The sequence below is a fragment of the Pseudoalteromonas sp. NEC-BIFX-2020_002 genome, from assembly GCF_013002825.1.
GTDB classification, from domain to species: Bacteria; Pseudomonadota; Gammaproteobacteria; order Enterobacterales; family Alteromonadaceae; genus Pseudoalteromonas; species Pseudoalteromonas neustonica.
Map to the genome: position 1 here is coordinate 23,805 of NZ_JABEPJ010000016.1, position 26,429 is coordinate 50,233.

The following is a 26,429-nucleotide window of genomic DNA, read 5'->3' on the forward strand; positions in this document are numbered from 1 at the left end:
TGTTTTCTTAAGTGAATAAATTAGATGTGTTTTCGATAGTTTGTTTTATTAACAAAACACCGAATGTAAAAAATAGGGCAGCTGATATTTTATTAAAGATATAAGTGAGCTTTTTAAGGTCAATTGATTTTGCTATACGTGTAAAAACGTATGTATATATGCTGTGCACAATAATCACATTGAATGAGAATATTAGTGATAAGAGAGCAGGTTTGTGAAAGCTAATTGTTTTAGTATCTAGGTATAAAGGAAATATAAAAATACAAAAGGCAAGCGCTTTAGGGTTCAATAAGCTGATCAGTATTCCATGCTTAAATGAATTAAGTTGTACGTCTTTTTTATGCTCTTTTGGTACGCTCGTTTGCAAACTGTTAAATGATAGATAGAAAAAATACAGTGAGCCAGTAACGCTAGTTACCAGAAGAGCAAAGTTTAATGTATTTGCTGCAAAAATAAGGATCAACGTTGCAAATGCAGCCACAAAAAAAATTCCAGTAGCGACCCCGAAAATACCCAAAAACGTTTTAGTTAACTTATAATTCAGCGTGTTGTGAATTGTAAATAATACCGCTGGACCTGGGCTTAAAACCGTTATCAAAGATAAAATAAAAAAGCTTATTAAGTATGTGTTCATTCTTACTCCTACTAGTTTACGTGGCTAGTCTATCTTGCTAGCATGGAATGATTAACAGTGATTAGGTGTTAACAGCTTTAACTGAGGGTTCATAGTGGATAGAATAAAAGCAATTAATATTTTTATCGCGGTATGTCGGGAAAAGAGTTTTTCTAAAGTTGCTAATGAATTTGAGTTATCACCAACGATGGTAAGTAAATACATTAATTTTTTAGAAAAAGAGGTGAATGTAAAGCTTTTGAGTAGGAGTACACGAGGTCAAAAACTAACAGAGGCAGGTGAGTTGTATTTGAGTAAAGCGGCAAAGTTATCTGCACAATATCAACAACTGATGCATGAGATGGAATATTTTTCAGGGGAGCCTCAAGGTCGCATAAAAATAAATGCTCCTGTGACGTATGGCACATACCAGCTAACTTATCTCATTAGTGATTTTATGGATAAGTATCCTGATATTCATATTGATTTAGAGCTTTCGGATTCATTGTCTGATGTACTGTTGGATGATTTTGATATGACCTTTAGGGTCGGTGAGTTAAAGGATGCATCTTATATCTCTAAAAAAGTCGATGAGCAACAACTCATATTTTGTGCTTCTCCTGCATATTTAAAAGATTTTGGTATACCAAATAACATTAATAATCTTGAAGCACATCTATTTTTGGGATTTAAACCTTGGCAAACACACTCTAGGTTGAAAAGAGAATTTCAAATAGAATCATTACGGATTGAAGATAGTAAATTTGTGAGTAATAGTGGTAATTGCTTAAGAGTTGCAGCCTGCCAAGGTAAAGGAATAATTCTTCAACCATCTTCACTGCTTAAAGAGAACCTAGATAATTCCACCTTGATTAGAATATTAATTGGAGAAGAACCTAACCCACGACCAGTTCATTTACTCTATCCAGCGAAAAAACAATTACCTCTCAAGATACGATTGTTTATTGATTTTGTTTCAAACTATCAGAGGTAACTGCATTTGCAGTATTTTAATTTGATCATTGCGAGATTAAAACAACTATCTGTCCAATCGTAGGTTATAAATTAATTTTATTTACCTTTTTAATTCTTGTATAATCCTCAAAAATCACCAGTTATTTCCCTTAGTGTTTACACTAATTTCTAATTTTATTTTTATAGGTAAACCTTTGATTTCTAAAAAGCTATCCGTTGCTCCTATGCTTGATTGGACTGATCGTCATTGCCGTACTTTTCATCGTAAAATGACAAAGCACACAGTGTTGTATACTGAAATGATAACTACGGGTGCTATTTTATTTGGCCGTGGTGATTATCTGCATTTCAATGAGCATGAAGGACCGGTTGCTTTACAGTTGGGCGGGTCAGATCCTAAAGCACTTGCTCAGTGTGCAAAATTAGCCGCAGAGCGTGGCTATGACGAGATTAATCTTAATGTGGGTTGTCCGTCAGATCGTGTTCAAAATGGTCGTTTTGGTGCATGTTTAATGGGTGAACCGCAACTTGTTGCTGATTGCGTAGCTGCAATGAAAGAGCAGGCTAATATCCCTGTTACAGTTAAAACCCGTATAGGTATTGATGAGCAAGATTCGTATGAATTCTTATGTGCTTTAATTGAGGCCAGTCATAATGTTGGTTGTGATGATTTTATTATTCACGCACGAAAAGCGTGGTTAAAAGGCTTAAGCCCTAAAGAAAACCGTGAAGTACCGCCACTTGATTACCCACGTGTTTATCAGCTAAAAAAAGACTACCCGCAATTACATTTAAGTTTAAATGGTGGTGTTAAAACGATTGCTGACAGTCAAGCACACCTTGCTCATGTTGATGGTATTATGATTGGCAGAGAAGCATATAGTAACCCATTTATACTCAGCGAAGTTGATGAAAAGATTTACGGTGACGGTAATTTCACTCAATCACGCCATGATGTAGTGCGTTCAATGTATGATTATATTGAATCTGAGATGCAGCAAGGTGCCAACTTTTGGCATATTGCGCGCCATATGCTGGGTATTTTTCAGGGCCAACCTGGTGCCCGTGGCTTTCGACGTCATTTATCGGAAAATGGCCACGGAAAACAAGCTGATTTATCTGTGATGGATAAGGCGTTAAGTTTTGTGCCGCAGTAAATCACTAATTTAATACCGTAATTAGTAGATTATAAAAGCCACTTTTTAGTGGCTTTTTTTGATCCTAAATTATGGTTAAAAAGCAACTATTTTAGTTTTTTTAACCATTTAATATTCAGCTCAAAGTCATTTTAAATTGTTATTTTTTTATTTAAGTTTTTGATATTATTTGGTTTTTATTTTATTCGAATAACATGGCACAAGTCTTGGAATCATTAAGTGGTAATCACCCATAATCAACAGGAGAAAGTCATGGGCTTAGTTAATCGTGTAAGTGATCTGATTCAATCAAATATAGTAGCTGCGCTAGATAAAGCAGAAGATCCGCAAAAGCTCTTAAACTTGCTTATTCAAGAAATGCAGCAAGCGCTTGGTGAGTGCCGAGCAACTGCTGCGGCAATTTTGTGTGAAGAAAAAGTATTGAGACGTCAGCAGACAGAAAAACAAAACAGTATTACACAATGGCAGGAAAAAGCGGAAATCGCGGTAAGTAAAGGCCGTGATGATTTGGCGGCTGCGGCTCTCAAAGAAAAGCAGCGAGTAGCGTCTGATTTAGCGGCAATTGAGCCTGAGTTAGTTAAACTGACCGACTCGCTAGAAAAATTGCAAGATGACGCTCAGCGTTTGCAAGAAAAGCTTGGCGCGGCTAAAGCAAAGCAAAGAAGCTTGCTGCAAGTACATAACGTGGTGAATGCCAGAGTGCGTGTAAATCATCAATTAAACAGTGAAAAAGTAGCGCATGCACTTTCACGTTTTGATGTTATTGAGCGTCGTGTTGATGCGATTGAAGCGCAGGTTGAGGCTTATGAAATCACTGATTCGGCTAATCAAAATACAACAGCCGATCAAATTGATGCATTAGTTAAAAATGATGCACTAGAGCAAGAGCTTGCAGCGTTAAAAATTAAAGTTAAAAAGTCAGCTTAGGAGTGTTGTTATGAATACTTATAATAGTCAAAAACGTTGGTATAAAGACCCATTAAATAAAAAAATATCAGGAGTGTGTAGTGGGTTAGCACGACGATTAGATCTACCTGTGTGGGTTACTCGATTGGTTACTATCTTAATGCTTATTCAGTTTCCATTAGTCATAGGTGCAGGTTATTTAATTGCCCATTGTTGCTTAGAAAGTAAAGTATATTAGGAGAGTGCCATGAAGATTGTTGCAGTTTGTCTATTAATTTTGTTACTTATGACATCAAGTCCATTTGAGATTATGCAGTTTGATTCATGGCAATTACCGCTATGGTTCACCGATCTCAGCTGGATAGGTATTGAGCTCGTAGGCGCACTTTTAGCCGTGCTAGCAGTTATTGTATGTATCGCATTGGTTGGTGTGGGGCTGTTAGGTGCTGGTATTGCAGTCTCTTTAGGATTGCTCATTGCGTTATTATTTGGTTCATTAATGATTGCTTGGCCGTTACTACTCATTGCATTTTTATGTTGGCTTGTTTCTGATAATAAAAAGGTGGCCTAACAACCACCTAAATACTAATTTTACTGACTATTTTTTCACAATTATGCTAAATTTAGTCAATAAAATGATTATCGTAACAAGGATTGAAATGACTCTTAAGCCATTACTTACAGCACTCTCTAGTGCTCTTTTAGGGATTAGCCTATACACCTCACCTGTTATTGCACATGCAGAACACCATCACGATACTGACAGTCATATTGTTGTAAATAACGCACAAGTAAGGGTTTTTCTACCTGCGAGTAAATCGAGTGTCGGTTATTTTAACTTGGTTAATCAGGGCGATAACGCAGTAACACTTACCAAGGCGAGTATTGAAAATTTAGGCCGTGTAGAAGTTCATGAGCACCAACACGTTAATGGCATGATGAAAATGAATAAAGTAGATTCATTAAAAATTAAAGCTCATTCACAAATCGACTTTAAACCGGGCGGTTATCATTTAATGGTATTTGAACCAAAAGAGCCATTAAAAGTAGGGCAAGAACTTAAACTCACGCTATATTTTAGCGACGGTAACCGTGTTTTCACTCAGGCAAAAGTGGTTTCGTTAGAGAGCCAAGCAGAACAAGCTGAGCAGTCTAAACAACACCATATGCATCATTAGGAGGTTAAATGTCACAACACAAAGGGAAAATTATCAGTGCGCTGATACTCGTGTTTATTTTATTTTATGCGACGGCAGTTTATTGGAGCGTTGAACCAGCCCGTATTGACATAATTACACACGCAAAGCAGCAAGCACAACAACGTGGTGAAAAGTTTGTTACAGGTTATACAACCACAACGTCATTAATTGAAGTTACAAGTACATTATTAAATAAGTCAGGTGGGTATTTATCGAATGATATGATGCCGCCGAGTGTGCTTATGGATAATATGCCAGCGTGGGAGTATGGTGCATTAGAAATGAGCCGCGATTTAGCGCTCTCAATGCGTAAAGATTTTAGTCGTTCGCAGTCACAATCAACAGAGCATGAAGCATTAAAAAAAGCGCAGCCACAATTTAATATTAGCTCTGAAGCGTGGGCATGGCCAAGCGCAGAAAGCGAATACCAAAAAGGGATCGACTTTTTATTGGTCTACCGTTCACAAATTGCAGATCAAAATGCGCGTGAAAGCCAGTTTTATTCTCGCGCTGATAACTTAAGAGGCTGGTTAAAAGAAGCTGAAAAACGTTTAGGTAGTTTAAGCCAACGTTTAAGTGCAAGTGTTGGGCAAGAGCGTTTAAATACAGATTTAGCCGGAGATAAAGAGGCACATCAAGCAACGTATGCTCCGTTACAAAGTCAGGTTAAAACATCGTGGTGGGAAATTGATGATGTTTTTTATGAGTCACGAGGCGCAACTTGGGCTTTATTACATTTTTTGCAAGCGGTAGAATACGACTTTGCTGATGTACTTGAGAAAAAAAATGCACGTGTTAGCTTGCAGCAAATTATTCGCGAGCTTGAGGCAACCCAAGAAACTGTTTGGAGTCCGGTTATTCTAAATGGTAATGGTTTTGGTTTTGTTGCAAACCATTCATTAGTGATGGCAAATTACATATCTAGAGCCAACGCGGCTCTTATCGAACTTAGCGAACTTTTAGCGCAAGGATAAAACATGAAAAAGTACTGTTTAGCTGCCGCCCTTTCGATGGCTTTCTTAGCACCTGTTGCCCACGCAGATACCATATTGGGTTTATACGTTGGTGTTGATGGCTGGCAATCTGATAATTCAGGTAGTTTTGCTGACAAAGGTAATACAGCACAAAACTTTAATTTTGAAGATGAAACTTTTGTTAGTTACTACGCAGCGCTTGAGCATCCTGTGCCATTAGTGCCAAATATTAAATTAAAGTATACAGAGCTGGAGCTAAATGGTTCTACTACGCTCGATACAGCATTTGAATTTAATGGCACAACATATAGAAATAATACAGTCGCAAGTACGATGAGTGACTTATCGCACATCGACTATATTCTTTACTACGAAATTTTTGATAATGACTTGGTATCTATCGATTTAGGTATAAACGCGAAGCAGTTTGATGGTGAAATTACAGTAAGCGGTACTGATAGTTCGAATGCTAATGATGTACAAGTCACTGAAAAAATAGATTTCTCAGGTTTTGTACCATTGGTTTACGGTCGTGCTGAAGTAGGCTTACCGTTAACGGGGCTTAGTGTTTTCTTCGAGGGTAGCTTATTAGCAATCGATGACAGTAAAGTGCAAGATTACCAAGCTGGTATTGCATGGGCGCTACTTGATAACTTAGCGGTTGATATGGATATTAAAGCGGGCTATCGCTCAATGGTCATTGAGCTTGATGATATTGATAACGTATATACTAATATCGACGCCTCAGGTCCATTTGCAGGTATTCAAATTCATTTTTAATCTCATTAGGGATTAAAATTTTAACGTGGCATTATTTTTTCGAATGCCACGTTACATCAAACTCCTCATCAAGCGCAGTATTTAACAAATTTTTGTAGCCCTTATTAATAGGCATATTTATTAATTTTCTTAACTCATCTCCAGTTTGTGTAAACTTGTAATAGCTAAGAACGAGATCGTTGCTTTTAGATTTAAGGATTACTCGTTGCGTTAAAAACGCTAAGTTCATTTCATGCCCTGCTTTGAGTGCCGGGGATTCAATCTCTTTTCGATAAACTAGGCCGATATCCATTAAAGTCAGAATGTCAGGAAAGCTAATACCCGCTCTACCAAGGTTGAGTGATACTTTGTTACCTTTACGAAGTAAATCAAATAACGACGGCTTTTTATAAAAACCAAGTAGAATTAAATGGCTATTATCTTTTTCATTAAAACCGCAGATCGCAGTACATTTTTGTAACGCATCGGCTTCTCGTTGTGTCATTTGCTTTAGCGTTTGTAGGCTTTTAATTGAAAAAGTGCCCGGAGATACCGTTTCACCGGCTAAAATTTTGGCCCATAGTTTTTGCATTGATTCGTTCGATGTATCTTCACAGAGTGCGATAAAGCGCTCAACCCAGTCGCTGTCCGGCTGCCCTTTACAGGTTACATCAGGGCAAAAGCTCATTGCCATAGCCATAATTGCTTCGATATTTTGCTGTTGATTTACCAGTAATAGCTGTTGACGATGTTGGGCGCGAGTAAGTATTGGATCTTCACTATTTACGTGATAAGCCAAAGGGGGACGTCCCTGCGGTCCGTAGCTATCCTCACTTTTTTGTGAAACTCGAACCGTGCTTGCCTTACGTATTGGGCAACCAAGCTTTGACTCAATTATATGAGCTAAGTTAATTTTCGCCTGTGCTGCTTGTATTGTCATTCTTGACCTCAATGTCTTGTATCGTCTGTAGTTGCACGACAGTTTTTAAATTGTTGAGCCCAAGTTCAACGGTATTAGTAAGAATATACTGACTTATTAACGCTAAGTATCCACCTAATATAGGTGTTGTTACTTCGCCAAGTAAAGTGCAAGAGATTAAATTATCATTGGCTTTGCGTGTAAAATTAATAGTCCCCGTGGCAATATGCTCTTCATTAAATAAAATATTTAAATGAATTGTTGATGGTGTAATGTTGGTGATTGTCATTTCACCGAACCCCCAGTTACTCTGCCAAAATTGATGGGCACCCACACCTGAACTAGGGTTTGAAACATCAAAAATAATGCTCGGGTCCACGGCTTCCCAAGGAGACCATAGTTGCCACTTTGAAAAGTCATTTATATATGGTTCAATAATCACCTGTTCAGCTTGAATTATTATGCTTTTATTTACTTGATACTGTTGTGGCAGTACTAGCCCTAATACCAATAACAGCATACAAATAACAAAAATAAATTGGGTAATTTTTTTTATGACTTTAATAATTATTCCTTAAATATATTTAAGCTATACGAGTATCAAGCTGCTGAACTTCGACTATAATATGTAAAATGCTATTTACCAATATTAATCAATAATTATGAGCTACAGGCTAAGTAATGATACGCTGTGAGTCAACATTGGTTCGATCTTAACCCTTTAACTGTACACCGTATTTGAAACTGAAGGATTTAAAATGACGTCAGAGCACAGTGATTTTTTGTTTTTTAATCATCAAGATGAACCTCTAAATGAGGTTGTGCCTACAGAGTTTTGGGATATTTTAATTGTAGATGACGACCCAGAAATACATTCAGTGACGAAGCTGGCTCTTTCTGGGGTTGAATTTTGGGGAAAGGGTTTGCGCTTTCATCATGCATATTCAGCAGTGGAAGGTATAGAAGTATTAAGCAAAGCGCCTAATGTATCAGTGTTACTTCTTGACGTTGTTATGGAGTCTGATGATGCGGGTTTAAAAATGGTTAAAGAGGTGCGTGAAACACTAAAAAACCATAACGTGCGCATTATATTACGTACAGGGCAGCCTGGATATGCACCTGAAGAACAGGTGATTCGTGAATATGATATTAACGATTATAAAACAAAAACTGAGCTAACTCGCAGCAAGTTAGTGACATCTTTAATCACTGCAATCCGCTCTTATGAACAGGTATGTCAGCTAGAAGCCCAAAGCAAAGCCCTAAATAATATTTTATGTGCTTCTAAAGCTATTTTAGGCTTTACTGATATTAAAGCATTTACCATGGCGGTAATTAAACAGCTTAGTGTCATTCTTGATTGTGAGGCAACAGGGGTTGTATGTGGCACGCTTGATGATAGTAATCGTATTAGCGTGCTCGGGGGGAGTACTCAGTTTAGTGCTTTTTTTAGTCAAGGTATTGAGCAGCTTGATAATGGGCGCATTATTTTACAAGTGCAAAACTGTTTTGAATATGAAGAACACCAACATACAAAGCACGATACGACCTTATTACTGAAAAGTAAAAGCCGCCAAGCTGCAATTTATCTTGAGTATGTTAGCCAGCCGAGTAATGCTCAGCTGCAATTTGCTGAAATATTTCTTACTAACGTCAGTGTCGGTTTAGATAACGTGCGACTGTTTAATAACCTCAGAGATGCGGCGTTTAAAGACGTATTAACAGGGCTATCTAATCGTACCTACTTTACTGAGCAAATAGAAAAATATCACCGCTTAACTAACAATGATCATGTGTTTGTGCTGATTGATGTAGCGCATTTTTCTGATATAAATAATGGTTTGGGGCAGGAAGTTGGAAACAACTTACTTGTTGCGATTGTTGAACGTTTGAAACAAGAGTACCCAGCAGCTAAATTATTATCGCGGATTGGAGCTGATGTATTTGGCTTTTTAATCGAGCAGCAGGGGTTTGACCAAACTGAGCTCTATGATAATTTAAATTTACCTTTTGCAGCCGCAGAACATATTTTACCTGTCACGTTCAAAATTGGCATTTGCGAGCAAAAAGATTTTCAAGCAATCGGTATTGAAACCTTAAAGCTTGCTTATATAGCACTTAACCAAGCAAAAAAAGGTAAGTATAACACTGCGGTGTGCTATACACCTGATATGGAAGAGCAAATGGCATGGCGTTTAGGTATTATTCGCCAACTTCGCCAAGATTTTGAGCATAATAAATTAGAGGTGTGGTATCAGCCACAGTTCACACTCAATGATTTAGCACTTATTGGTTGTGAAGCTTTGTTACGTTGGCCTTCAGGTCAGGGGAATTATATCTCTCCTGCTATCTTCATACCTTTCGCCGAAGACGCTGGTTTAATTGTTGGCATAGGCCAATGGGTATTAGAGCAAGCATGTATGCAACAAAAACGCTTAGAAGCAACAGGGGTAGAAATCTGTATTGCTGTTAATGTCTCTGTCCCGCAATTTAAAGTAAAAGGTTTTGCCCAGCAGGTAAAAAATACATTATTAAAGTATCATGTGAAGCCTAAAAATATAGAGCTAGAAGTGACCGAAAGTGTCGTCATGGATGAAATGAATGCCGTGATAGAAACATTGCAAGAATTGAAAGAGTTTGGCATTCAAGTTGCTATAGATGACTTTGGTACTGGTTTTTCCTCATTAAGTTATTTACAAAAGCTGCCAATAGATCGGTTGAAAATCGATCGGACATTTATAAAAGATCTCCCGGAGAAAGATTCAGGAGCCATTGCAGCATTAGTAGTCGCTCTTGGTGCGCAGCTTGGGTTGAAAACAATTGCAGAAGGCGTTGAAACACAGGAGCAGGCTGATTTACTTAGGGAGCTTGGTTGTGATGAAGTACAAGGTTTTATGTATGCTAAGCCGATGCCTGAAGCGCAACTTATTCAGTACTTTGAGAGCAAAAGTTAGGGGTTGTTGACCTTTGTGGATTGAAATTTGTTCAATCTAGGGGCGATTTAATCGCGGCGTGAGGTTTGGAATCGAGTGGGCTCGATAACTGCTCCTGCGTTATTCTACTGGCTCACATCCATGTGAGAATAAGTCAAAATCGAGCAAAGTTTCTGCGCCCTGCTTACGCCCCTTACCTACATCCATGGAAGTAACAAAGAGTTAATCGCCCTAGGCAGAACTCTTCGGGCAGCGCGTGTTTGGCATTTATGCTGCGATATCGCCTATTTATGGGGAGCAACTACATTACATCGGCTCCGCCTTGCTTGAAAACTAAACACACCGCTTGAAATTCAACCTCAAAAGATAAACAGACCCAAATAGTATTGTTGTATTAGTTGGGACTGTGAAGTAAATCGTTAATATCGTTTGGTAATTAATTCGGGTATACTTTGCGACCTTTTTTAAAGCAATTGGTCATTAATTCATGAGCGCACTTAAAGCCAAACGAGCCTTATTCTCATACCCAAAATATTGGGCCGAGTGTTATGGCACAGCACCATTTTTACCAACTACACGCAAAGAGATGGATGCACTTGGCTGGGATAGCTGCGATATAATCATAATTAGTGGCGATGCTTACGTTGATCATCCTAGTTTTGGTATGGCAGTGATTGGTCGAGTACTTGAAGCGCAAGGCTTTCGAGTGGGTATTATTGCCCAGCCTGATTGGCAGTCAAAAGATGCCTTTATGGAGCTTGGCAGACCGAATCTATTTTTTGGTGTGACAGCCGGTAACATGGATTCGATGATCAACCGTTACACAGCTGAAAAGCGTATGCGCCATGATGATGCTTACACGCCAGGTAATATTGGTGGTAAGCGCCCAGATCGCGCAGTTATGATCTATTCTCAAAAATGCCGCGAAGCCTATAAAGGCATTCCTATCGTTATTGGTGGTATCGAAGCCAGCCTTCGTCGTATTGCTCATTATGATTATTGGCAAGAAAAAGTACGACGTAGTATTTTGTTTGATGCCAAAGCTGACATTCTTATTTATGGTAATGCTGAACGTCCTTTAGTTGAAGTTGCGCACCGCATAGCGGCAGGCGAAACAATGGATACGATTCAAGATATTCGTGGTACTGCAGTTATACGTAAAGAGCCGCTTCCGGGTTGGCGTGGTAGTGATTCAACGGCAATTGATAAAATAGGCAAGATTGATCCGATCCCTAATCCGTACGGCGCAGATGATGTTGGTTGTGGTAAAAGTGAATTTAAACAAGCAGGCATCGATTTAAAAGCGGAAGCTGCTAAGCCAATTACCATTCAACCAGCGCGCCCTAAGCCGTGGGAAAAAACCTATGTTAAGTTACCAGCATTCGAACAAGTAAGCGTTAACAAGCCGTTATATGCCCATGCATCGCGTATTTTACACCAAGAAACTAACCCTGGTTGTGCCCGAGCATTGTTTCAGCGCCACGGTGAGCGTTCTATTTGGGTTAATCCGCCAGCGTATCCATTAGAAACTCATGAAATGGATGCCGTGTTTGGTTTACCTTATCAGCGCATTCCTCATCCACGCTATGGAAGTGAAAAAATCCCTGCTTATGACATGATCAAAACATCGGTCAATATCATGAGGGGTTGTTTTGGTGGTTGTTCATTTTGCTCTATTACAGAGCATGAAGGGCGGATCATTCAAAGTCGCTCGCAAGAGTCGATCATTGAAGAAATCGAACAAATTCGTGACAAAGTACCTGGCTTTACTGGGGTTATTTCTGATTTAGGTGGCCCTACTGCAAACATGTACAAACTGCGTTGTAAGAGTAAAAAAGCAGAGAGTACCTGTCGTCGTTTATCGTGCGTGTATCCAGATATTTGTAAGCATATGGATACTGACCACACGCCAACAATCGATTTATACAAAAAAGCCCGTGAAGTAAAAGGGGTGAAAAAAATCCTTATTGCCTCCGGTGTACGTTACGATTTAGCTGTACAAGATCCACGTTATGTAAAAGAGTTAGTAACGCATCATGTTGGTGGTTACTTAAAAATAGCGCCAGAGCATACTGAAGACGGGCCATTATCTAAAATGATGAAGCCGGGTATGGGCGCATATGATCAGTTTAAAGAGTTATTTGATAAGTACTCTAAAGAAGCGGGTAAAAAGCAATATTTGATCCCGTACTTTATTTCCGCACACCCAGGAACTAAAGATGAAGACATGGTCAATATGGCACTGTGGCTTAAATCGAATGATTTTAAACTTGATCAAGTGCAAAATTTTTACCCATCACCGATGGCAAACGCAACCACTATTTATCACACTGAGATGAACTCGCTACGTAATATTAAAAATAATACTGAGCGAGTACCCGTGCCAAAAGGTGCGCGCCAACGTCGCTTACATAAAGCGATACTGCGCTACCACGATCCTGCTGGTTGGCCAATGATCCGCGAAGCCCTGCGAAATATGGGTAAAGCAAAGCTCATTGGTAAAGGGCCTAACTGTTTAGTGCCAGAAGAAACGCGTGACGAAAAGTCACTTAAAGCAAGCAAAGGCGGGCGTCCTGCACTGAGCCGTCATACCGGGTTTAGTCAGTTTAAAAAAGCCAATACTAAACCCAAAGTGGGTGGAAACCGCCAGCGGGCTAGATAGCTTTACAGCACACGTCAAAACGCCCAGCATTTGCTGGGCGTTTTAGTTTTGAACGAGTAAATAGTCGCTACTTATTCTTCAGCTTACTCTTCAATAAACGATTCGCCTTCGGTCATCCACTTAGCGGCTGGTTTACCTTTTAAGTAATGATCAAAATACTGCATCATACGAATTGAGAAATCCACTTGGTTAGGGAATTTTTTTAAGTGATGTGGTTCACCTTCATATTGTAAAAATGTAGCATCTTTACCTGCACGACGGAGCGCTAAGTAATACTGCACACCTTCATGCCATGGTACAGCATCATCTTTATCGCCAAACATGATTAAAATAGGTGTATTTACTTTATCTGCAAAAAATACCGGTGAATTTTCAATATAAAGTTCAGGGGCTTCAAATAGATTTTTACCGATACGGCTTTGGCCTGTTTCATACTGAAACTGACGAGCAAGGCCTGACTTTAATCGAATGCCACTGTAAGCGCTGGTCATGTTCGATACAGGTGCGCCCGATACAACCGCTTTGAACATGTCGGTTTGGGTGATCATAAAGGCACTTTGGTAGCCTGCCCACGAATGACCTTGCAGGCCAATTTTATCAGGGTCGGCAATACCTAAATCAATCAGTTTTTGGGTCGCGTTGATCATCGTTTGTGTTGATGATTTGCCAGGATGGCCTATTTCAAAGCGAATATCAGGTAAAAATACTGCATAACCATTTGAGGTAAACATAGGAAAGTTGGGGCGATGGTTTAATTCCATTTTTGGAAAATCAAACATACGCTGACTCATATAACGATAAAAGTACACAACAACAGGCACTTTATCGCCTTTCTTGTAGCCTGCAGGTTTGATCAACACACCTTGCAAGTCTTCCCCATCAAAGCCTTTGTAATTTATTAGTTCTGGTTTTTGGCCCCATGCAAAGTTATCCACTTGTGGGTTTAAGTGAGTGACGCGCTGTGCTTTTTTGAAACTAAAATTTGTTTGATAAATATCAGGAAACTGATGATAGGTTTGCTCAGTAAACAAATATTTATCAGCATTTTTAGCTTTTTTAATTACATCAAAGCGCTTATTGCCTGTTAAAACTTTAGTAATTGAATTATCAGTTAAGTTAAGTTTGGCAATCTCGGTTTGCTTGTTCTGAAGGTCTGTGGCACTCACTAGAAGAGTGTCGTTTTTAGCAAAGCCTACTTGCTCTTTATCAAGCTTAATAATGCGATATTGCGTATTACTCTCTTTACCTTGCGTAAGTTGGGTTGCTTTGAGGGTGTTGACATCAAACGCCCATACGTCATATTTACTGTACACAAGTACTTGGCTGCTATCTTCTAACCAGCCAGCAAATCCGTAGCCTGATTGGGCTGATGGGTAATCATGTTTATCATCAGCAAAAACAGCTTTTATTGCTTTTGTTAAGGTGCTTACCTTATTGTTACCTAAGTCTTTAAGTTGCACTTGACTGTTATTAAAGTAGGCAGCAAACTCGCCGCTTGGCGATAAGCTAGGTCTAAACGGGTAATCTTTTATGATTGCTTTTTGTTCGCCGGTATTCACATCTACAGCATAGTAATCTGCAAAAAAACCGCCATACATAATACGTTCGAGGTAAGGTAAATTAGATGAACCAAGTAGCGCATTACGACTGTTAGTATTTAGTGCCACATTGGGCATATCTACGTCGCTTAGTTGAGTGACCCGCTTACCATTAAGATGATAAACCGCTTGGTAATGCTTATTTTTATTGGTTTCGTTCCACTGTTGCTCTTCGCGAGGTTTTATTTCGGCGTCATTGTTATGCCACACATTAAGACCTTTTTGCGCACGTATCGTGTCGTAATCAAAAAGTGAGGCTTGATCCGTGTATTTTTTGTCTTTAACTTTAGCTGCTAACTTAGGGTGATTTTCAAAGTATAAGCGCTCACCGTCTTCAGACCAGCTCAGTTTTGCTGTTTTGCCGATAGTCCAATTTTTTTTAGGTGAGGTTATATCTGTAAGCTGTTCGTTTTGCCATAATTTTAATTGATGGTCGCGACGGCGCATATCGTCATTCACATAATTGCCCAGTGTGAACGCGGCGATGTTTTTAGTTGGATGCCAGGCAATTTTATTTGCAACAACACCTGGTTCATCAATTAATACACTTGTTTCAAACGTATTATTTAATGAAATTAACGCCACCTGATTATCGCTACCATCTGGGTAGCTTTGGCTGACTATAAGCTCGCTGCCAGATGCATTAATAGCGTAACTAAACACACTATTTATTGTATGGGTTGTAGCATCTGTTAAATTTACAACAATGAGATCAAATACTTTATCTTTCTTATCTGGTTTGATTTCACTGGTTTTATCGGTATTTTTAGCATCATCAATATCTTTACTATCATCGTCTTTATCTGCTTTTTGGTCTAAACGGTATGCTAACCACTTTCCATCATCAGAGAGCTGATAGTCTTTTACGTTATCAAAAGTTTGTTGTTCACCAGTGGCAGTACTTACCAATACCAGATTATTTTTTAATGTACTTTTCTTTTTGGTGGTTTCTTTTGCTAGCAAAGTCGGAACTTGAGTGAATGCCACCCAGTTGGCGACTTTATTTATCTGAGGTTTAGTGCCGCGCTCAACTTCGGCGAGTAGTTTATTGTTGTTTAACGTATAAACTTGGCCTGTTGCATTGCCGCGATAGGGTGTTGCACTAAAGCTGAGCACTTTACCGTCTTCTGATAACTGTGTTGTTTTAGCTGCTTTAAAATTGAATACATCTTTAAATTGTAGCGCGTCTTTTGCGTGGGCAGGTACGCTATTTAGGCTTGCAACTAGGGCAATGCTTAGTAGGGAAAGTTGGGCTTTCATTATTGATTCTCTTTTTGTTTGATCATCCCCATCATAGCGGTTTTGTTAAACAATTCGAGTAGATACGATAAGTGGCTTAAAAAGAGGGGTGAACCTAACAAAACCTTGCGAAGAGATTCGCAAGGTTGATCATTTTAGGAGCTAGGAGCTAAAGCCAGATCTTTTGCAGCTCAAGCCATTGTTTTTCAAATTGTGCACTGGGTTTAGCTTTAAAATCACTACGCACAAATTGGTTCATTTTACCTTCAATATAGGCAAGCAAAAAGTTTGCGATTGTTAGCTCGTCACTTTGAAACGTTTTGCCTTCACGCAATTTACGTTCACGTAGAACCTGTTTAAGCTGAGTTTCAAGTTTTTCAAATAAGCTCTGCACGCGTTCACGCAAACGTTCCTGCTCACCTTGAAGTGCATCACCCGTTAAAATACGTGTGATACCTGGATTCTTTTCTGCAAAAGCCAATAGTAATAATAAAATATTATAAACGCGGCTTTGCGTTTCTTTTTCGTTTTCAAGAATAAGGTTTATACGCGACAGTAAAGTGTCTTCAATAAATTCAATTAAGCCTTCAAACATCCGTGCTTTACTCGGGAAATGACGATATAGCGCTGCTTCAGATACGCCCACTTCAGCAGCTAATTTGGCTGTGGTGATGCGTTGTCCTGGGCTTGTTTCTAACATTTGTGCGAGTGCTTGTAGTATTTGCTCTTTGCGATTACTTCTTTTTGTCGCAGGCATGAACATTCCTTTCTTTATAGTAATTTACTTAGCTTTAATGACTACTCGCCAGTTATTTTTTGAACAAGCGATTAAGGCCATGTTAATGTTTTATGCAGCTTCTTTCCAGCCTTTTTACAACCGTTTAGCAACCTCGGTCATTACGCTCAGGGCTAATGCACTTTTTGTCTCGATAGCTAACTCTTTTTGCTCAGTTAACCAAAATAAAGTCAGTGCATTATGATCTGAATTAAAGCCAAGGCCTGCTTGTGACACATCATTTGCACAAATCATATCGAGGTTTTTATTACTGAGTTTACCTTTAGCATAATTCGCTACATCTTGAGTTTCGGCTGCAAAACCAACTGTGTAAGGGCGGCCTTCTGTAAGGTTTGCAATAGCAGCAATAACATCAGGGTTTTTAACTAAGGTGAGAATGAGTTCGTCACCTTGCTTTTTCATTTTTTGATCTGCAACAGCACTAGCGCGATAGTCAGCTACAGCAGCGCAGCCTATAAACACATCAGAAAGAGGGGCTAAGAGTAAAGACTCATTCAATAGCTGCTGTGCACTTTGTATTTGAATCACGTTAGCACCGGCGGGTGGCGTTATTGTGACAGGCCCTGAAATTAAATTTACGTGTGCGCCTAACGATAGTGCAGCTTGAGCAAGTGCATACCCCATCTTTCCTGAGCTGTGGTTTGAAATAAAGCGTACAGGGTCAAGTGGTTCGCGAGTTGGGCCAGCTGTAATTGTAATCGTTTTACCTGCTAACAGCTGCGGTTGTGCAGGTTGTGTGCATAGCGTTACAAGTTCATGTGGTTCAAGCATACGGCCAGCACCTACGTCCCCACAAGCTTGCTCACCTTTACCAGGTCCCCAAATAGCCACGTTACGCTGCGCTAATGTAGCTAGATTAGCTTGAGTGGCGGGGTGGGCGTACATTTGTTGATTCATCGCTGGGGCAACCGCAACCTTGGCAGGTGTTGCCAGTAACAAGGTTGTGAGCAAGTCATCCGCAATGCCAGCGGCCATTTTTGCAATTATATTGCTGGTGGCTGGTGCGACTAAGATCAAATCAGCCCATTTAGCAAACTCAATATGGCCCATTGCAGCTTCTGCAGATGGGTCTAATAATGAATCAGAAACAATCTCACCACTAACGGCTTGCATGGTAAGTGGCGTGATAAAGTGTTTGGCTGATTCAGTCATCACCACTTTTATTTCACAACCGTGATCTTTTAAGCGCCTTACTAATTCTGCGCACTTATAAGCGGCAATTCCACCACTGATCCCCAATACAATTTTTTTATTTGCTAACTTTGCCATTAAATCTGCCATAAACGTTGCCATAAGCTGATAAAGCTCTTTTCAATATGCGCTAACGATAGCAAATCTTTGGCGAATGGACGAAGTTTTTAATTTTGAATTTTATTAAGCGTTTTAGAGGCGAAACTTTATTTTTGCATTACAGTTAAATGACTACATTAGATTTTAGGGACGAAATAATGCAGCTCACTTCTTTACCGAGTAATCAGCGACCACGAGAAAAGCTATTAGCTAAGGGGGCAAAGTCGCTCAGTGATGCCGAGTTACTCGCGATATTTTTGCGAACAGGGTTACCGGGCATGAATGTCGTTGAGTTAGCACAGCACCTTATGACGCAAAACCAAACATTACATAATTTATTTAACGCATCGATTGATGATTTTTGTGCACAAAAAGGATTAGGCACAGCTAAGTTTGTGCAGTTACAAGCTGTATTAGAATTAAGTCGTCGTTACATGATGGAGCAATGCCAGCGAAAAGCAGTATTTAACTCGCCACAATCTGTGTATGACTATTTAACACTCGAGCTGCGAGGATTGCAGCAAGAAGTATTTATGGTGTTGTACTTGGATAGTCAAAATCGCTTAATAAAAGAAGAAACGCTTTTTTATGGGACAATTAATTCAGCATCTGTTTATCCACGGGAAGTGTTAAAAGCAGCCTTAAAAAATAATGCTGCAGCACTTATTTTGGCACACAATCACCCATCAGGTATCGCTGAACCAAGCCAAGCTGATAAGCTTATTACGAATAAATTGCAGCAAGCACTGCAATTAGTCGATATAAATATCTTAGACCACATCATTGTTGGTGGTGATAATTGTGTTTCTTTTGCACAAAGAGGGTTGATTTAAGCGGTTTCGGATTACTAGCGTGTTAAAAATGAGCAGTTTAGTGCTGTTTTGCAAATTAGTTTAATTTAAATGCAGTTTTTACTTTCCCTAAGGGCATTCGATCTTTATAATTAGCCGCTATCAAATTTACACATGAGCTGGTTGGATAAGATCAATTACTTGATCTTTGCCTGTATAAGCTGTATAAAGAGCGCCCTTCGATTTATCCCTGGGGCACAAAATACATGGCCTAAGGGAAAATTAAGCTCGAGCGAAGTTATTGGAGATATATAGACATGTCTAAAGTATGTCAAGTTACAGGTAAGCGTCCAGCGGTTGGTAATCACCGTTCACACGCGAGAAACGCGACTAGACGTCGTTTCCTACCTAACCTACAAACACACCGTTTTTGGGTTGAAAGTGAAAAACGTTTTGTAACATTACGCACTACTACTAAAGGTATGCGTATTATCGATAAAAAAGGCATCGACACGGTTCTAACAGAAATCCGTGGTCGCGGCGTAAAAGTTTAAGGACCTGAGTCATGCGTGATAAGATCCGTTTAGTTTCTACAGCTGGTACTGGTTTTTTCTACACTACCGACAAGAACAAGCGTAACATGCCGGAAAAAATGGAAATCAAAAAGTTTGATCCAAAAATCCGTAAACATGTTCTTTTCAAAGAAGCTAAAATCAAGTAATTTTAGTTTTTTATGAATATTAAAAACCCAGCTTAGGCTGGGTTTTTTGTTTTAGACTAGCCGTCAGTTAAGAGCAGCTAGGAGCACTAAGCTGTAAGTTTTAAGCTGAACGGCGTTAAAATTGGCTACGTAGGTTGTGGTTGAGCAGCGCGAAACCCAACGAAAAAATACCCTCTCTGTCTGCATCAAAAAACTGCATTATGGAAGTTTTTACTCCTTCGGTTTATTTGTATAAATGGCTTACAGCCAACAAAAAACCGTTGCTATTTACATAACAACGGTTTTTAGAATTTACAGCTTACAGCTTACAGCTTAGCAAACTCATCTTGTAATGGTGGCACTACTTGTTTTTTACGACTCAGTACGCCGTCTAACCATACTTTACCGTCTTTAGGTGTTTCACCGTAAGCACGTTCTACTATGCCCGCATCATCAGATACGATTAGCATTTGTGAACCTTCTTTCATGATGTCAGTAAGCAGTAAAAATACCGAGTGGCGTCCGCCTTCTTCTTTCAGCTTGGCAATATCAGCTTCTAGGTCTGCTTTAATATCATCAAATACAGCAAGGTCAATAACTTCTAGTTGGCCAATACCCACTAGTTGGCCGTTCATATTAAAGTCTTTAAAGTCACGCATTACTAAATCACGTGCAGGAGTGTTTTCAACCGCTGATTTAACACGGAACATATCCATGCCTAGTTCTTTAAAGTCTTCAATGCCGGCGATTTCAGCAAGTGCTTCAACACATTTAATATCAGCAGTGGTGCAGGTTGGCGATTTAAAAATAACCGTGTCACTTAAAATGGCACATAACATGATGCCTGCAATGTCTTTCGGAATGTCAACATTGTAAAAGTCATACATCATTTTAATGATGGTGTTCGAACAACCAACTGGGCGGATCCAACATTCAAGTGGTGTTGAGCTAGTTAGGTCACCTAATTTATGGTGATCAACAACACCAACTACGCGGGCTAGATCAATATCATCAGGTGCTTGCGTTTTTTCAGTATGATCAACGATGTAAACGTCTTCACCAGCATAGCTTAATTTTAGCTCTGGTGCTTCAAAGCCAAATTTATCAAGGATAAATTGTGTTTCAGGTGAAATATCACCAAGACGAGTTGGAATTGCAGGCTCATCGATTTGGTTTTTTAAATAAGCAAGTGCAATTGCACCACAAATAGAATCAGAATCTGGGATTTTATGACCCACTACATACATTGACATTGACGGAGCTCCTTAAAATTTGTCGATATTCTAACAAAGTAATTGTGCTTTGACACATCCCCATTGGTGAATTTTTATAATATACCCAAACAACCTCATTGTTCACAATTTAGCATGTTGTAGGGAGCTAATATCAAGCGCTAGTTAGCACCAAACACATTCGTTTTTAAGAAGGATTGACTATTATTTGCAATCAATATTTTGCTAAAGCGCTTTTAGTACTTGGGTTAACTGAAGCAAGTATTTTGAAGTTACTTGTTTATGGTAAGCAGAGAAAATTCGACTGCCCTTTTTTAATCTTTTTGGTTACACTTTAACGACTTGAATTTACATAGAAGAGTGCCCTAATGCAGCTCAGCCGCAAAGCGTGGAATAATGTTCTTATATTTTCTATGTTATTGATGATCTTTTTTTTTAATGGCCTTCATAAAAAGCTTAATAGTGTTCCTGTTGAATCAGGGATACAAACACTCTTGCCTGCGCAAAGCTTTATTTTAGCGCTGGAGTTTCCTGATCAAAAAATAGAGCGTATCGGGACTGCGTGGCGCAGTCAGGCTTTATTTAAAAATGCGCCAGAGAGTCAATGGCAATCAACTCAGAGCAATATTGTACAATTGATTAATAAATGGCAAGGAAGTGAGTTACCGCTTGCGCCTGCCTCTACGTCATTAAAGAGTAATGTTCCGCTCAGTGTTGCTACGATATGGCTTGCTGGTGAGCAGTTACCTTGGTTGTATCAATTATACAAAGCGCCGCAGGGGTATTATTTATTAGATAAAAGTACACAACGTGTAATGTTACTAGATAGCGTGACAGCGCGGGGGTTGTTCGTGAGCTTTAATTTTCCAATTAGTGAGTCTAAATAGTATGCCTGAATTACCAGAGGTTGAGGTTAGTCGGATGGGGATCACTCCTCATATTTTGCAGCAAACAGTCACTAAAGTGAATATTCACAATCCGAATATGCGCTGGCCTGTACCTGATGATGTTTATCAGATTACTAACTTACCTGTGATCGCGGTTGAGCGCAGGGCAAAGTACTTACTGCTGATATGTGAACTCGGCAGCGTGATTTTGCATTTAGGCATGTCGGGTAACTTACGGGTTGTAGATAAAAATGAGCCACTGAAAAAGCATGATCATATTGAATTTATCTTTGGTAATGACAAGGCGCTGCGATTAAATGATCCGCGCCGATTTGGTTGTTGTTTGTGGCAAGCACCAGACACGGTTCATAAACTACTGTCTAAACTTGGTCCTGAACCGTTAACTGATGAGTTCACTGCAAAACGAGTCTATGAATACTCTCGCAATAAAAAAGTGCCCGTTAAGCAGTTCATTATGGATAATGCTGTGGTCGTTGGGGTTGGTAATATTTATGCAAACGAATCATTGTTTAAAGCGGGTATCCACCCCAAACGTGAAGCGGGTAAAGTATCGTTAGCACGTTATCAGCAATTGATCCCAATTATTAAAGAGACTCTCGCAGCTGCAATTACCCAAGGCGGTACGACATTAAAAGACTTTGCTCAAAGTGATGGTAAGCCGGGTTATTTTGCACAACAATTACTTGTCTATGGCCGCAAAGGTGAGCCATGCATGAAATGCGAAAAAGAGCTTACTGAGATTCGATTAGGGCAACGTAGCACAGTTTATTGCAGCAACTGCCAAAAATAAGGTGTAAAAAAAACCGATGTTTAGGCATCGGTTTTAATTGTGTATTTACAGTTTATAGCTCAAATGGTGCAACGCCTACGGCTTTAATTTTATAGCCTACTTGGGCAATATCACCACTCCATCCTTCTGTGCTAATAATACCCGTAACCACAATTGCATCGTACAAGCTTTCGATAGGTACGCCGCCTTTAATCGTTACATGGACAATTTGATTTGGTGGCGGTGGTGGCACGTGGATACAGGCACCAAAATAGGGTACTAATAAAAATTCGGTGATCATTTCGCTGTCGCCCTCTAGTGGCACAACAAAGCCCGGTAAGCTAACCGATTGACCATTAAGCTCTTTTACAACTGGGGCATCAAGATCTGGTTGGATCCAGTTTTGTTCGCTTCCTTCATGACTTGCTTGATCTTGAGTGTCTATTTGTACATGGCCTTTAGGGATCAAATCTTCCCAAAAAATCTCTTTTGGTGCATTCGCGTGACCATTGAAACTGTAGCAAAAACTAAAAATAACTAAGCACAGTAGCGTGAACTTTCGAAAATACTGCATGGTGTTCCTCTTAAATTTTAATGCTCATGCCATCTGACAATGAGTAAAAATAGGCGCGGGTTGCTGGGATCAAACCAACGATAAAGCCGGCCGCCATAATAGCGCCTATCAACATGAGTTCATAGCTAGAAAGCATGGCTATAGTAATTGTAATACCTGCATGCGCTTGTAAGTAACCAGCAGCAAGAGACATTAATATGTAAAATAAGCCGCACCCAAGTAGGCACCCTAAAAATGTTGTTAATAACGATTCCATGCTGATCAGCGTAAATAAATGCCAAGGACGCGCGCCTACAGAGCGTAGAATTGCTAATTCACGGCGACGCTGATTGAGACTCGCTAATAGGGTTGTTAGCATGCCAAGTAAACTCACAAGTACCACTACCATCGAAAATAGTAATAAGATTTTTTCTATAATTGTGAGCATTTCCCATAACTCACGTAAGGTAACGCCAGGCATGATTGCCAGTAATGCCTCGGCTTTAAATTGGTTTATGTTACGCCTTACTTGCAAAGTATATAGCGGGGAATCAAAGCCAATTAAAAAAGCGGTAATTTGTTTTGGTTCACCGATCAGAACACTATGCTGCTCATGCTCATGCTCATGCTCATGCTCATGCTCATGCTCATGCTCATGCTCATGCTCATGCTCAGCGTGGCCGCCAGTGCCACCATGGATTAACTCAATGGCAGCTAATGGGATGTGTAATGTTTTATCAACCGGCGTGCCAGTGGCGTTTAAAATCCCAACCACTGTAAATGGGTTATCATCATGGTGATGAAAACTGGTATTACCCATACCGTGGGAGATAATAATGCTGTCGCCCAGTTTGTACCCTAATTTTTGCGCAACTTGTGCGCCAAGAACAACTTCGTTTAGATGATTAAAAGCGTGGCCGTCGCGAAAGCTCAGTGGTTGCTTTTTAGCAAACTTATAATGTTTAAAATAGTCGGCAGATGTACCAAGCACTGCTTGGCCTTTATGGCTATCACCCAGTGACATTGGAATCGTCCATTTCACGCCGCGTTGGTGTTTAATGTATTCATAGCTTGACCAGCTAACGCTATTATTTGCGTGACCAATACGAAACACAGACGAAAGTAACAGTTGTATATCACCTGTACGGGCACCAACGATTAAGTCAGTCCCCGAAATGGTATTACTAAAACTGGTTTTTGCGTCTACCCGTACACGTTCAATACTTAGTAACAGCATTACACTAATTGCGATAGTGAATAAGGTTAAAAATGCACTGGCGCGGCGATTGTATAAACTACGAAGAGCAAGCTTTATTAAAATCATTAAATTTGCTCCTGCAATGCGACTAAATCAATACTACGATTAAACAGTGGCTGTAAGCTTTCATCGTGACTAACAAATACTAAGGTGCTGTTAACGGCTTGAGCTTGCGCAAAAAGCAGCGCAATAAATGATTGGCGATTATTGGTATCTAAAGCTGAGGTTGGCTCGTCGGCAATAATGAGTTCAGGAGCGCCAATAAATGCACGGGCAGCGGCAACACGCTGTTGTTGACCAATACTTAAATTAGCAACATTTTGCTGGTGGAATTGGTTATCTAGCCCCAATGCATTTAAAAGCCTCGCAGCTTCAAGTGGGAGGGAAGGACTACTGGTTAATGCCTTTTGATGGCGTTGTTTTGAAAATTGGCACCCAAGAGTGACATTATCAATAGGTGACAAATAAGGCAGCAAGTTAAAATTTTGAAAAATATAGCCAATATGATCGGCCCTAAATGCATCACGTTTACTATTACTGAGCTTATTAAGCTCACAACCAAAAATACTCAGCTTACCAGTTGTTGGTCGGTTTATACCCGCTAACAACGATAATAGCGTTGATTTACCGCAACCACTGGGGCCATGTAAAAAAATATGTTCGCCTTTGGCTATTTGAAGGCGTGGAATGGCCAAGGTGGGCTTGCTTTGCTGTGGTTGCCATTGAAAGCTTAATTCTTCTATATCAATCATTATTATTCAATTACTGCTGAATTTTGATGTTATCTTATAACGTAGAGAATAAAATTCAAACTAAACTGCGTTAAATCGCATTGCGCTTTAATTGTGATTTTAGGCGGTCTCGATTATCATTAGCTCCTTATAACCCCAATACCATACACGTGCTCTTTAAGAGCATGCCATATACTCGGAGATAGCATGACTAGCTATAAAGTTTTAGACGTAAACGATGATTTACCAGTGCGTACCAAAGGTCCTGTCCACAGTGGTAAAGTTCGTTCAGTTTATTGGTTAACAGACGAAGATAGCGCGCGTTTGATCAGTGAAAAAGGTTACCAAGTGCCAAAAGGTACTGAGCTGGCTATTATGATTATTTCTGATCGTATCTCTGCATTCGATTGTATTTGGCAAGGTGAAAATGGTTTAAATGGTGTGCCTGGTAAAGGCATTGCTTTGAACAGTGTTGCCTCTCATTGGTTTAAATTATTTGATAAGGCTGGTCTGGCAGGAAATCATATTGTTGATATTCCGCACCCATATATTTGGATAGTACGCAAAGCGAGCACTGTAAAAGTGGAAGCCATTGCTCGTCAATATATTACTGGCAGCATGTGGCGCGATTACAGTAAAGGTATGCGTAACTTTTGTGGTTTAGAGTTACCAGAAGGGCTTGTTGCAAATCAAAAGCTTGATGAGGTATTAATTACACCTTCAACAAAAGGTATTATTACTGGTGTTACCGACATACCTGAAGTCGATGACGTGAACATCACACGTGAAAATATTATTAACAACCTTGGTGTGTTTAACTTTAAATCGCCAGAAGATGTAGCCAAATATGAAAAGCTATTAGTTGAAGGCTTTAGCTTAATCAGTGACGAATTAGCAAAACTGGACCAAATTTTTGTCGATACAAAATTTGAGTTTGGTTATGTTGAAGATTTAAATGGCACAAATAAGCTTATATATATTGATGAAGTGGGCACGCCAGATTCGTCACGTATTTGGGATGAAGCAGCGTACCGTGATGGTAAAATTGTAGAAAACTCGAAAGAAGGTTTCCGTCAATTATTAATCAACAATGTTCCAGATAGCGATGTGCTACTTAATAAAGACCGCATGCCGGAGCGCGAACAACTAGCGAAAGATTATGTGTTACCAGAATCAGTTATGTTAGCTGTATCTGACACGTATGTTGGTATTGCAAGTAAAATTGTAGGTCACGATATAACTATTCCTGCCGATCCTCGCGCTGAAGTCATTGCGATACTGGATGAGCAATACGGACTGGTTTCCCATTCTTAGTCATTAGTTTTCAAGTTAACAGAATCAAAAGCCCAAAATTTAGCTATAATTTATAGTGATTGGGCTTTTATTCTTGCATTTAGGGCCTGTCTTTAATTAACTTAGGTTAAAACGAACTCAAGGTATATATTAGTGATGATAAAACAAGGAATC

At 39.5% G+C, this 26,429-nt stretch carries 26 protein-coding genes; 16 read left to right on the forward strand and 10 right to left on the reverse strand.

The window, feature by feature from the left end; all coding sequences use genetic code 11:
• Nucleotides 1-7 precede the first annotated feature (7 nt).
• The gene (locus HJP15_RS16420) at nt 8-634 is read right to left on the reverse strand and encodes a LysE family translocator (protein ID WP_054202997.1); all 627 of its coding nucleotides are present in this window, start codon (nt 632-634) and stop codon (nt 8-10) included.
• 94 nt (nt 635-728) lie between these two features.
• Here HJP15_RS16420 and HJP15_RS16425 point away from each other — a divergent pair, with 94 nt between their 5' ends.
• From HJP15_RS16425 to HJP15_RS16460, 8 genes are all read left to right on the forward strand, one after another.
• Nucleotides 729-1,607 (forward strand): LysR substrate-binding domain-containing protein, encoded by an 879-nt coding sequence (locus HJP15_RS16425; RefSeq protein ID WP_170174166.1) that lies wholly within the window; start codon nt 729-731, stop codon nt 1,605-1,607.
• Between the two features lie 175 nt (nt 1,608-1,782).
• A complete protein-coding gene (gene dusA, locus HJP15_RS16430; RefSeq protein ID WP_212760701.1) occupies nt 1,783-2,745 on the forward strand; it encodes a tRNA dihydrouridine(20/20a) synthase DusA in 963 nt (320 codons plus the stop codon).
• A 252-nt stretch (nt 2,746-2,997) separates the two neighbouring features.
• Nucleotides 2,998-3,672: a PspA/IM30 family protein gene (locus HJP15_RS16435; protein WP_054455869.1), complete on the forward strand. Its 675-nt coding sequence runs from the start codon at nt 2,998-3,000 to the stop codon at nt 3,670-3,672.
• A 10-nt stretch (nt 3,673-3,682) separates the two neighbouring features.
• Nucleotides 3,683-3,889 carry a PspC domain-containing protein gene (locus HJP15_RS16440; protein ID WP_054203000.1) on the forward strand — a complete coding sequence of 69 codons (207 nt, stop codon included), beginning with the start codon at nt 3,683-3,685 and terminating at the stop codon, nt 3,887-3,889.
• Between the two features lie 9 nt (nt 3,890-3,898).
• Entirely contained in the window at nt 3,899-4,222 is a 324-nt protein-coding gene (locus HJP15_RS16445; RefSeq protein ID WP_054203001.1) for a hypothetical protein, read from the forward strand.
• A gap of 88 nt (nt 4,223-4,310) precedes the next feature.
• Entirely contained in the window at nt 4,311-4,829 is a 519-nt protein-coding gene (locus HJP15_RS16450) for a copper chaperone PCu(A)C (protein ID WP_054203002.1), read from the forward strand.
• 8 nt (nt 4,830-4,837) lie between these two features.
• Nucleotides 4,838-5,824 (forward strand): DUF2333 family protein, encoded by a 987-nt coding sequence (locus tag HJP15_RS16455; RefSeq protein ID WP_054203003.1) that lies wholly within the window; start codon nt 4,838-4,840, stop codon nt 5,822-5,824.
• A 3-nt stretch (nt 5,825-5,827) separates the two neighbouring features.
• The gene (locus HJP15_RS16460; RefSeq protein ID WP_054203004.1) at nt 5,828-6,604 is read left to right on the forward strand and encodes a TIGR04219 family outer membrane beta-barrel protein; all 777 of its coding nucleotides are present in this window, start codon (nt 5,828-5,830) and stop codon (nt 6,602-6,604) included.
• Between the two features lie 31 nt (nt 6,605-6,635).
• Here the strand turns inward: HJP15_RS16460 and HJP15_RS16465 are convergent, their stop codons facing one another.
• Together HJP15_RS16465 and HJP15_RS16470 are read right to left on the reverse strand one after the other, a co-directional pair.
• Complete coding sequence (locus HJP15_RS16465; RefSeq protein ID WP_054203005.1) at nt 6,636-7,523, reverse strand: TIGR03899 family protein; 888 nt, start codon at nt 7,521-7,523, stop codon at nt 6,636-6,638.
• Nucleotides 7,492-8,022 (reverse strand): SRPBCC family protein, encoded by a 531-nt coding sequence (locus tag HJP15_RS16470; protein ID WP_054455874.1) that lies wholly within the window; start codon nt 8,020-8,022, stop codon nt 7,492-7,494. The genes HJP15_RS16465 and HJP15_RS16470 overlap by 32 nt, the downstream gene beginning before the upstream one ends.
• Before the next feature lie 238 nt (nt 8,023-8,260).
• On the opposite strand from HJP15_RS16470, the gene HJP15_RS16475 reads away from it, so the two are divergent.
• Both HJP15_RS16475 and HJP15_RS16480 read left to right on the forward strand, forming a co-directional pair.
• Entirely contained in the window at nt 8,261-10,456 is a 2,196-nt protein-coding gene (locus tag HJP15_RS16475; RefSeq protein ID WP_170174167.1) for a bifunctional diguanylate cyclase/phosphodiesterase, read from the forward strand.
• A gap of 466 nt (nt 10,457-10,922) precedes the next feature.
• Entirely contained in the window at nt 10,923-13,097 is a 2,175-nt protein-coding gene (locus HJP15_RS16480; protein ID WP_170174168.1) for a YgiQ family radical SAM protein, read from the forward strand.
• 83 nt (nt 13,098-13,180) lie between these two features.
• Here HJP15_RS16480 and HJP15_RS16485 read toward each other — a convergent pair whose 3' ends face one another.
• The 3 genes from HJP15_RS16485 to coaBC form a co-directional block, all read right to left on the reverse strand.
• Nucleotides 13,181-15,955, reverse strand: a complete 2,775-nt coding sequence (locus HJP15_RS16485; RefSeq protein ID WP_170174169.1) for an alpha/beta hydrolase family protein — start codon at nt 15,953-15,955, stop codon at nt 13,181-13,183.
• A 148-nt stretch (nt 15,956-16,103) separates the two neighbouring features.
• On the reverse strand, nt 16,104-16,691 hold the full coding sequence (gene slmA / locus HJP15_RS16490) for a nucleoid occlusion factor SlmA (protein ID WP_054203010.1): 588 nt from the start codon (nt 16,689-16,691) through the stop codon (nt 16,104-16,106).
• Nucleotides 16,692-16,805: 114 nt separating this feature from the next.
• Entirely contained in the window at nt 16,806-17,999 is a 1,194-nt protein-coding gene (gene coaBC / locus HJP15_RS16495) for a bifunctional phosphopantothenoylcysteine decarboxylase/phosphopantothenate--cysteine ligase CoaBC (RefSeq protein ID WP_170174188.1), read from the reverse strand.
• A 179-nt stretch (nt 18,000-18,178) separates the two neighbouring features.
• Here coaBC and radC point away from each other — a divergent pair, with 179 nt between their 5' ends.
• From radC to rpmG, 3 genes are all read left to right on the forward strand, one after another.
• A complete protein-coding gene (radC, locus tag HJP15_RS16500; RefSeq protein WP_054203011.1) occupies nt 18,179-18,853 on the forward strand; it encodes a RadC family protein in 675 nt (224 codons plus the stop codon).
• A gap of 275 nt (nt 18,854-19,128) precedes the next feature.
• The gene (gene rpmB, locus HJP15_RS16505) at nt 19,129-19,365 is read left to right on the forward strand and encodes a 50S ribosomal protein L28 (protein WP_054203012.1); all 237 of its coding nucleotides are present in this window, start codon (nt 19,129-19,131) and stop codon (nt 19,363-19,365) included.
• Between the two features lie 11 nt (nt 19,366-19,376).
• Nucleotides 19,377-19,532: a 50S ribosomal protein L33 gene (gene rpmG / locus HJP15_RS16510; RefSeq protein ID WP_004335545.1), complete on the forward strand. Its 156-nt coding sequence runs from the start codon at nt 19,377-19,379 to the stop codon at nt 19,530-19,532.
• A gap of 305 nt (nt 19,533-19,837) precedes the next feature.
• On the opposite strand, the gene HJP15_RS16515 is transcribed toward rpmG, so the two are convergent.
• On the reverse strand, nt 19,838-20,764 hold the full coding sequence (locus HJP15_RS16515; RefSeq protein WP_054203014.1) for a manganese-dependent inorganic pyrophosphatase: 927 nt from the start codon (nt 20,762-20,764) through the stop codon (nt 19,838-19,840).
• Nucleotides 20,765-21,111: 347 nt separating this feature from the next.
• On the opposite strand from HJP15_RS16515, the gene HJP15_RS16520 reads away from it, so the two are divergent.
• Together HJP15_RS16520 and mutM are read left to right on the forward strand one after the other, a co-directional pair.
• Nucleotides 21,112-21,630 (forward strand): hypothetical protein, encoded by a 519-nt coding sequence (locus HJP15_RS16520; protein WP_054203015.1) that lies wholly within the window; start codon nt 21,112-21,114, stop codon nt 21,628-21,630.
• A 1-nt stretch (nt 21,631) separates the two neighbouring features.
• Nucleotides 21,632-22,441, forward strand: coding sequence for a bifunctional DNA-formamidopyrimidine glycosylase/DNA-(apurinic or apyrimidinic site) lyase (gene mutM, locus HJP15_RS16525; protein ID WP_169327580.1), 810 nt, complete (start codon nt 21,632-21,634; stop codon nt 22,439-22,441).
• A 52-nt stretch (nt 22,442-22,493) separates the two neighbouring features.
• Here the strand turns inward: mutM and HJP15_RS16530 are convergent, their stop codons facing one another.
• Genes HJP15_RS16530 through HJP15_RS16540 form a run of 3 tightly spaced genes read right to left on the reverse strand, consistent with a single transcriptional unit; the run spans nt 22,494 to nt 24,983 of the window.
• The gene (locus HJP15_RS16530) at nt 22,494-22,994 is read right to left on the reverse strand and encodes a DUF3299 domain-containing protein (RefSeq protein WP_054203017.1); all 501 of its coding nucleotides are present in this window, start codon (nt 22,992-22,994) and stop codon (nt 22,494-22,496) included.
• Between the two features lie 10 nt (nt 22,995-23,004).
• Nucleotides 23,005-24,297 (reverse strand): ABC transporter permease, encoded by a 1,293-nt coding sequence (locus HJP15_RS16535; protein ID WP_170174170.1) that lies wholly within the window; start codon nt 24,295-24,297, stop codon nt 23,005-23,007.
• Entirely contained in the window at nt 24,297-24,983 is a 687-nt protein-coding gene (locus HJP15_RS16540) for an ABC transporter ATP-binding protein (protein ID WP_170174171.1), read from the reverse strand. Before HJP15_RS16540 ends, HJP15_RS16535 begins: the two co-directional genes overlap by 1 nt.
• A gap of 186 nt (nt 24,984-25,169) precedes the next feature.
• Here HJP15_RS16540 and HJP15_RS16545 point away from each other — a divergent pair, with 186 nt between their 5' ends.
• On the forward strand, nt 25,170-26,276 hold the full coding sequence (locus HJP15_RS16545; RefSeq protein WP_170174172.1) for a phosphoribosylaminoimidazolesuccinocarboxamide synthase: 1,107 nt from the start codon (nt 25,170-25,172) through the stop codon (nt 26,274-26,276).
• Nucleotides 26,277-26,429: the final 153 nt, after the last annotated feature.

Excerpts from the sequence above, each read along its gene's own strand:
- HJP15_RS16475 (WP_170174167.1), top strand. The coding sequence starts at position 8,261 with ATGACGTCAGAGCACAGTGATTTTTTGTTTTTTAATCATCAAGATGAA.
- HJP15_RS16450 (WP_054203002.1), top strand. The coding sequence starts at position 4,311 with ATGACTCTTAAGCCATTACTTACAGCACTCTCTAGTGCTCTTTTAGGG.
- HJP15_RS16480 (WP_170174168.1), top strand. The coding sequence starts at position 10,923 with ATGAGCGCACTTAAAGCCAAACGAGCCTTATTCTCATACCCAAAATAT.
- HJP15_RS16520 (WP_054203015.1), top strand. The coding sequence starts at position 21,112 with ATGCAGCTCAGCCGCAAAGCGTGGAATAATGTTCTTATATTTTCTATG.
- coaBC (WP_170174188.1), bottom strand. The coding sequence starts at position 17,999 with ATGGCAAAGTTAGCAAATAAAAAAATTGTATTGGGGATCAGTGGTGGA.
- HJP15_RS16540 (WP_170174171.1), bottom strand. The coding sequence starts at position 24,983 with ATGATTGATATAGAAGAATTAAGCTTTCAATGGCAACCACAGCAAAGC.
- HJP15_RS16470 (WP_054455874.1), bottom strand. The coding sequence starts at position 8,022 with ATGCTGTTATTGGTATTAGGGCTAGTACTGCCACAACAGTATCAAGTA.
- HJP15_RS16440 (WP_054203000.1), top strand. The coding sequence starts at position 3,683 with ATGAATACTTATAATAGTCAAAAACGTTGGTATAAAGACCCATTAAAT.
- HJP15_RS16465 (WP_054203005.1), bottom strand. The coding sequence starts at position 7,523 with ATGACAATACAAGCAGCACAGGCGAAAATTAACTTAGCTCATATAATT.
- HJP15_RS16530 (WP_054203017.1), bottom strand. The coding sequence starts at position 22,994 with ATGCAGTATTTTCGAAAGTTCACGCTACTGTGCTTAGTTATTTTTAGT.
- HJP15_RS16435 (WP_054455869.1), top strand. The coding sequence starts at position 2,998 with ATGGGCTTAGTTAATCGTGTAAGTGATCTGATTCAATCAAATATAGTA.
- rpmG (WP_004335545.1), top strand. The coding sequence starts at position 19,377 with ATGCGTGATAAGATCCGTTTAGTTTCTACAGCTGGTACTGGTTTTTTC.
- HJP15_RS16445 (WP_054203001.1), top strand. The coding sequence starts at position 3,899 with ATGAAGATTGTTGCAGTTTGTCTATTAATTTTGTTACTTATGACATCA.
- HJP15_RS16545 (WP_170174172.1), top strand. The coding sequence starts at position 25,170 with ATGACTAGCTATAAAGTTTTAGACGTAAACGATGATTTACCAGTGCGT.
- slmA (WP_054203010.1), bottom strand. The coding sequence starts at position 16,691 with ATGCCTGCGACAAAAAGAAGTAATCGCAAAGAGCAAATACTACAAGCA.
- HJP15_RS16485 (WP_170174169.1), bottom strand. The coding sequence starts at position 15,955 with ATGAAAGCCCAACTTTCCCTACTAAGCATTGCCCTAGTTGCAAGCCTA.
- mutM (WP_169327580.1), top strand. The coding sequence starts at position 21,632 with ATGCCTGAATTACCAGAGGTTGAGGTTAGTCGGATGGGGATCACTCCT.
- radC (WP_054203011.1), top strand. The coding sequence starts at position 18,179 with ATGCAGCTCACTTCTTTACCGAGTAATCAGCGACCACGAGAAAAGCTA.
- rpmB (WP_054203012.1), top strand. The coding sequence starts at position 19,129 with ATGTCTAAAGTATGTCAAGTTACAGGTAAGCGTCCAGCGGTTGGTAAT.
- HJP15_RS16515 (WP_054203014.1), bottom strand. The coding sequence starts at position 20,764 with ATGTCAATGTATGTAGTGGGTCATAAAATCCCAGATTCTGATTCTATT.
- HJP15_RS16460 (WP_054203004.1), top strand. The coding sequence starts at position 5,828 with ATGAAAAAGTACTGTTTAGCTGCCGCCCTTTCGATGGCTTTCTTAGCA.
- HJP15_RS16535 (WP_170174170.1), bottom strand. The coding sequence starts at position 24,297 with ATGATTTTAATAAAGCTTGCTCTTCGTAGTTTATACAATCGCCGCGCC.
- HJP15_RS16420 (WP_054202997.1), bottom strand. The coding sequence starts at position 634 with ATGAACACATACTTAATAAGCTTTTTTATTTTATCTTTGATAACGGTT.
- HJP15_RS16455 (WP_054203003.1), top strand. The coding sequence starts at position 4,838 with ATGTCACAACACAAAGGGAAAATTATCAGTGCGCTGATACTCGTGTTT.